This is a genomic window from Pseudomonas sp. GP01-A4 (assembly GCF_058780865.1).
Genome location: NZ_JBYSWF010000006.1, coordinates 177240 through 183484 on the forward strand (window position 1 = coordinate 177240; position 6245 = coordinate 183484).

Below are 6245 nucleotides of genomic sequence, written 5' to 3' on the forward strand. Positions count from 1 at the left end.
TGGCATCACCCACGGACCGTAAAGGGGCACCGACATGGCCGACCTGAGCCAGCAGCAAATCGACTTTCGCAACGCCATGGCGCAACTGCCGGCCGCGGTGAACATCATCACCACCAACGGCCCGGGCGGGCGTTGCGGGATCACGGCGAGTGCGGTGTGCTCGGTGACGGATTCGCCCCCCACGGTGTTGGTGTGCGTGAACCGCGGGAGTGCGACCCATGATGTGTTCCGTACCAATGGGCAGCTGTGCGTGAACGTGCTGTGCGGGGAGCAGGAAGAGCTGGCGCGGCACTTTGCCGGGATGACCCAGGTGCCCATGGCGGAGCGGTTTGCCTGGGACCTGTGGGACGGAGGCGAGGCGGGGGTGCCGGTGCTGCGGGATGCGCTGGTGCAGCTGGAAGGGCGTATCAGTGAGTGCAAGGAGGTAGGGTCGCATTCGGTGATGTTCGTGGAGTTGTCGCGGGTTGGGGTGCGGGGGCAGGGCGACAGTCTGGTGTACTTCAACCGGCTGTTTCACCGGATTGAGCATGCTGGCGCCCATTGCTGAAGGTTCAGGAGATCAAATGTGGGAGCGGGCTTGCTCGCGAAGGCGGTGTATCAGAAACCTATTCAGTGGCTGACACTCTGTCTTCGCGAGCAAGCCCGCTCCCACATGGGGCCTGCGGGGCAGTTGTTGGTCAGATGCGAAAGCTGCCCACCAGCTGATTCAAGCGTTCCGCTTCACGCTCAAGCTCGGTACAGGCCTGCAGCGTCGACTGCAGGTTTTCCACCCCGGCCTGGTTCAGCATATTGATCTCGGTAATGTCCACATTCAGCGCTTCCACCACCGACGTCTGTTCCTCGGTCGCCGCCGCCACCGACTGGTTGACGTTATCAATCTCGCCAATCCTCTGCGTCACACTGGCCAGCCGCGTACCCGCCAGGTTGGCGATGCTCACGCTTTCCTCGCTGTGCTGCTGGCTCTCGGTCATGGTGCTGACGGATTCCCGTGCGCCCACCTGCAGCTCTTCGATCATCTGCTGAATCTCCAGCGCCGACTCCTGGGTGCGATAGGCCAGGCTGCGCACCTCATCGGCCACCACCGCAAACCCGCGCCCGGCCTCACCGGCCCGGGCCGCTTCAATGGCGGCGTTCAGCGCCAGCAGATTGGTCTGCTGGGAGATGCCCTTGATCACCTCCAGGATTTGCCCGATGTTCACCGTCTTGTGATTCAGCGCATCGATGTGCACGCACGAGGCGCTGATCTTGCCCGACAGTTCATTCATCACGGCAATCGTGCGCTCCACCACCTGGCGCCCGTCCTCAGCCTGTTGCCGGGCGCCGGAGGCTTGCTGCGAAGCATCGGAGGCATTACGGGCGATTTCCTGGGCGGCGGCGCCCAGTTCGTTGATCGCCGCCGCGACACTGTTGGTGCGGGTCGCCTGTTCATCGAAGTTGTTCAGCGAGGAATTCGAGGCCAGCAACACCCGCTTGACCACCTGGTTGACCCCGAGCCCAGCTGAAGACACTTCGCGGATCGACTGGTGGATACGTTCGACAAAACGGTTGAAGGCGCTGGCCAACTGGCCGATCTCGTCCCGGGATTGCACCTCCAGCCGCCGCGTCAGGTCGCCTTCGCCCCGGGAAATGTCCTCCATCACCCGGGTCAGGGTTTGCAGCGGCCGGGTGATGCGCAGCGCGGCGTACCAGATCAACAGCAGGCCGAGCAGGGCCGAGCCGCCACCCAGCAGCAGTTCCAGGGCGGTGCTTTTCACCCCTTGGGCATCGAGTTGCTGTTGCAGCGCAGTGACCGGCGCCAGCAGCACCGACTGCGGCACGCCCACCAGAACGCCCCACGGTGCGGCACCGGCAATCGGTGCCAGCGGTTCGAGTAGCTTGATTTGCTGTTGATCGACAAAGGTTTGCGGTTGCCCCTGGCGCAACGCGTCCAGTACCTGGGCGCCATCGTGCATGACTTCGCTGATCGGCTGCCCGAGGCGGCTGGCGTCCTCGCTGTAGGCGGAAATCACGCCTTCGGGGCTGACGATGCTGACTTGCCCGTGGCCGTCGAAGAGTTGCCCGGCGCTGGTATGGCTGGCCTGTTGCAAGGCCGCCAGGTTGATGTCCAGGCCAATCACCGCGATCACCTTGCCGTGCTCCATCAGTGGGAACGCAATGCTGGTCACCAGCTTGCGGCTGCCGGAAGCCTCGTCGAAATACGGCTCCAGCACACAGGCCCTGGCGGTGTCGCGGGCGCAGGTGTAGAAGGCGTTGTACGGCGCGCCGCTGGGGCCGGGCGAGGTATTGGCCAGCAGCGCTTCGTCGCCGACTACCGCTGTCAGTTCACCCGGGGTGGCCTGCACCCAGTATTGGGCGAAGCGCCCGGCCTCGTTGCTGCCGACGGCGGCCTGGTCGACGAAGTGGGCATCGTCACCGTCCAGGGCATTGGCTTCGAAAATGACGTAAATCCCGAGCAGGTCGGGCTTGTCGACCAGGGCCTGGCGCAGCTGGGTATTCAGCTCCTGGCGCAACTCTGGGCGGGTCAGTTTGCCCTGTTGTTGCAGTTGCCGCAGGTACAGCACATAACGCGACAAGCCCTGGCCGTATTCATGGGTTTGCATGAAGGTGCGTTGCACCTGCATGGCCTGAACTTGCCCCAGGGCCTGCATGTGTTCCTTGGCGGCGGCAGCGAGCATGTCGCTGCTGGCCTGGGCCACGTGCTGGCTGCTCTGGTGGGTCTGGTACAGCGACAGGCTCATCAGCAGGCCGACCACCAATAACAGGCAGAGGCCGGCGAGCAGGGCGATCTTGCTCTGGATCGTGAGGAATTTCGTGTGCATTGCGAAGGCCTTGGCCAGGCGGGGCGATGGCGGCGCCACCGCCCCGGCCGGGCTTAGAAGTTAGTGGCGAACACCACTTGGCTGTAGAGGTTTTTATCGTGGTTGCCCAGCTGCGTGCCGCCTTGCTCGGCGCTCTTGTCCGGCTGGTACAGGCCGATCAGCGGCATCACTGTCAGGTGGTCGTTGACGTGCCATTCGGCATACAGGTCCAGCTCGTGGCCGTCGCTGTTGCCGAGGTTGCGGTCGATGGTCTTGAAGTCGAACAACACCGCGCCGACGTTGAGGTTCTGCAGGGGCGAAACCTTGAACGTGACGTTCTGGATGCGTGAGTTGTTGTTGAACGGCCCGGCGTAGTTGCCCGCCACTTCACCCTGGAACCAGGTGCCGTAGCCACGGCTGAAACCGTAGAACAGCGGGTCGAAGCCTTCCGAGAAGCGGCTGTAGCGGTAGCTCACATACGGCGTCCAGGTCACGTCGGAGAAGGTCCAGCCAGCTTCCAGGTACCAGGCGTCTTCGTTGCCGGTGTGGGGCTTGTCCTGCCAGGCGTATTCGCCGGACAGGAACAGGTTGGTCACCCCGGCATTGCCCGTGGCCCGCAGGCTGTAGGTCTTCATGCCATCGCGTTCCAGCTGCGTGGGGGAGGCGTACTGCTTGTCGACGTCGGTGGTGTCGATGTACGTCAGCCCCACGGTACCTTCGGCGGCCACGTGTTCGAGGGTGGCGACGTACATCTCGGTCTTGGCCTGGGCACGGTTATCGGACTTGAGCCACATCAGGTCGCTGCGCCAGCCGTCCTTGCCGCCCAGGCGCAACACGGCGGTTTCGTCGAAGGCCTTGCGGGCGGCGATGTAGTAGCCGCCGCCGCGATTGAGGTCGCCATCGGCCACGCCCTTGCCGAAGTTCAGCGCGTCGCCGTCAATCAGGAAACCGTCGCCGACCACGATGTTCTGGCGGCCGAAGGACAGGTCCACGCCATTCTCGCCCAGGGCCTCAAACAACTTGCCCGAGCGCCAGCCGAGGTAGGCGTCTTCGAATTTTGTGGTGCGCTCCGAACCGTCGCTGAAACCTGCGGCATCGCCGTCGCCCCAGGTGCCGGAACTCAGCAGGTTGGCCGCACCGTAGGTGGTGCCGGCGCCGCTGAAGCTTTTGTCGAAGCTCAGGCCGTACTTCACGTAGCCCTCGCGCCAGGACGAGGAGCCCTTGGCCAGGCGGCCGGATTGACTGTAGTTCTGCTGGCTGTGGAAGGCACCGAATACCGCTTCCAGCGTGGTGTTCAGATGACTGCTGTCATCGGCGTACAGCTCATAAGCGCCGGCCGGGTTGGCGCCGATCATCAGCGCGAGGGTCGAGAGACGAAGCAAGGGGGACTTGAGCATGGTGTGGCATCCATTCTTGTTCATGACCACAGGGTTGGGGTCTGCCGCGATACTAATGCTGGCGAAGTGACGTGCCTTTTGTCTGGTTGCCAAAGACTTGACTGTGCTTGCCAGAATCCACGGTTTGGCAGCCCGGCCAATACGACTGGCACGCAGGGCAAAACCCGAGCGACCTTGAGCCCTGACAATCGTCGGCAACTTCGATGATTTCCAAGGTCGTTTTTCTATGTTCACTGCACACAGATTTTCCCTGGCCGGCCTGCTGTCGCTGGTCCTGGCCCACAGCGCATTCGCCGCTGAATGCAGCCCTGACCAGAGCCGTGGCGCCCAGGTTTTCGCCAACGAATGCAGCGTGTGCCATGCGGTGGCGAAGGGCGGCGCGACAATGATGGGGCCAAACCTGGCGGGCGTTTACGGACGTAAATCCGGCTCCCTGGCGGGCTTCAGCTACTCCCAGGCGATGCGTGACAAAAACGTCGAGTGGCAAGCCGAGACCATCGCGCAATTCATCACCCAACCCCAGGCGTTTGTGCCCGGCACCTACATGCCCTACATGGGCCTGGCTTCGGCCGACGATCGCCAAGCGGTCGCCTGCTTTCTCAAAGAACAGCATTGAATACAGGTGAATCATGAGCAACGTTGAAATCCTGCCGCAGGTGGCTGCATTCCTGGACCGTCGTCATGGCTGCTTTATCGATGGCCAATGGGTATTTGCCGAGGGCGAACACATCAAGGTGATCAACCCGGCCACCGGGCAAACCCTGTGCGAAACCCTCGACGCGCCGCTGCACGTGGTGGAGCAGGCGGTGCAGTCTTCCCATGCGGCGTTCAAGTCCCGCGTATGGTCTGGATTGCGCCCGGCCGACCGTGAGCGGATTTTGCTGAACTTCACCGCGTTGGTTGAGACCCATGCCGAGGAGCTGGCGCAGCTGGAAACCCTGAGCCAGGGCAAGTCGATCAACCTGGCGCGGGGGCTGGATCTGAACGCCACGGTGGAGTTCATGCGCTACATGTCGGGTTGGGCGACCAAGATTGAAGGGCAGACCTTTGACGTGTCGATCCCTTTGCCGCCGGGGGCCAGGTTTACTGCGTTCACCAAGCGCGAGCCAGTGGGCGTGGTGGTGGGCATCGTGCCGTGGAATTTCCCGCTGCTGATTGCGGCCTGGAAATTGATGCCGGCGCTGGCGACCGGGTGCACGGTGATCATCAAGCCGGCGATGGAAACGCCGCTGACGGCGATGCGCCTGGCGGAGCTGGCGCTGGAGGCGGGGATTCCGGCGGGGGTGTTCAACGTGGTGACCGGCGGCGGGGCCTCGGTGGGGGGCGTTCTGACTGCTCATCCGTTGGTGAGCAAGGTGTCGTTTACCGGTTCGACTGCGGTGGGCAAGAGCGTGGGGGTGGCGTGCATGGAGAACATGACGCGGTTTGCCCTGGAGTTGGGGGGCAAGAATCCGATGATCGTGTTGGCGGATGCGGATATTGATAAGGCGATCCAGGGGGCGATCCTGGGTGGGTTGCTGAACAACGGACAGGTGTGTGCGGCGGCTTCGCGCTTTTATGTGCATCGTTCGGTGTATGACCGGTTTGTCGAGGGGTTGGCGGCGGCGGTGTCGGCGATGCCGTTGGGGGCGGGGATGGATGGTGAGGCGGCGATTAATCCGTTGGTGTCGCGCAAGCAGCAGCAAGGGGTACTGCGCCATATCGAGCAGGCCCGGGCTGAAGGGGCGCGGGTGGTGATCGGTGGGGATGAGGTTGCGGGTGAGGGGTTTTATGTGCGGCCGACGATTTTGGCGGATATCGATCATGGGATGGCGGTGGCCCGGGAGGAGGTGTTTGGGCCGGTGTTGGGGGTGATGGCGTTTGATGATGAGGATGCGGTGATTGAGTTGGCCAATGACAATCGGTATGGGTTGGCGGCCAGTCTTTGGACCAATGATCTGGGTAAGGCGATGAACCTGGTGCCGCGGATCGAGGCGGGGACTGTTTGGGTGAATGCGCATGTGTTGCTGGACCCGGCGATGCCGTTTGGCGGGGTGAAGCAATCGGGGAT

The 6245-nt window shown here is 63.1% G+C and carries 5 protein-coding genes and 1 pseudogene; 3 read left to right on the plus strand and 3 right to left on the minus strand.

Going from position 1 to position 6245, the window contains the following annotated elements:
- The first annotated feature begins 34 nt into the window (after positions 1 to 34).
- Positions 35 to 547, plus strand: coding sequence for a 4-hydroxyphenylacetate 3-monooxygenase, reductase component (hpaC, locus tag AC3WKX_RS06695; RefSeq protein ID WP_003212611.1), 513 nt, complete (start codon positions 35 to 37; stop codon positions 545 to 547).
- 130 nt (positions 548 to 677) lie between these two features.
- On the opposite strand, the gene AC3WKX_RS06700 is transcribed toward hpaC, so the two are convergent.
- From AC3WKX_RS06700 to AC3WKX_RS06710, 3 genes and pseudogenes are all read right to left on the minus strand, one after another.
- Positions 678 to 1508 (minus strand): methyl-accepting chemotaxis protein, encoded by an 831-nt coding sequence (locus AC3WKX_RS06700; RefSeq protein WP_371132386.1) that lies wholly within the window; start codon positions 1506 to 1508, stop codon positions 678 to 680.
- A gap of 24 nt (positions 1509 to 1532) precedes the next feature.
- A pseudogene (locus AC3WKX_RS06705) lies at positions 1533 to 2819 on the minus strand (HAMP domain-containing protein); the annotation flags it as partial.
- A gap of 53 nt (positions 2820 to 2872) precedes the next feature.
- Complete coding sequence (locus tag AC3WKX_RS06710) at positions 2873 to 4195, minus strand: alginate export family protein (protein ID WP_102606083.1); 1323 nt, start codon at positions 4193 to 4195, stop codon at positions 2873 to 2875.
- Between the two features lie 226 nt (positions 4196 to 4421).
- Here AC3WKX_RS06710 and AC3WKX_RS06715 point away from each other — a divergent pair, with 226 nt between their 5' ends.
- Complete coding sequence (locus AC3WKX_RS06715; protein ID WP_003212617.1) at positions 4422 to 4811, plus strand: c-type cytochrome; 390 nt, start codon at positions 4422 to 4424, stop codon at positions 4809 to 4811.
- 13 nt (positions 4812 to 4824) lie between these two features.
- The coding region (locus tag AC3WKX_RS06720) for an aldehyde dehydrogenase family protein (RefSeq protein WP_102650955.1) at positions 4825 to 6245 on the plus strand (1421 nt) is incomplete at its 3' end.

Bases quoted from the DNA above. Each gene is read 5' to 3' on its own strand.
- hpaC (WP_003212611.1), top strand. From the start codon at position 35: ATGGCCGACCTGAGCCAGCAGCAAATCGACTTTCGCAACGCCATGGCG.
- AC3WKX_RS06715 (WP_003212617.1), top strand. From the start codon at position 4,422: ATGTTCACTGCACACAGATTTTCCCTGGCCGGCCTGCTGTCGCTGGTC.
- AC3WKX_RS06710 (WP_102606083.1), bottom strand. From the start codon at position 4,195: ATGCTCAAGTCCCCCTTGCTTCGTCTCTCGACCCTCGCGCTGATGATC.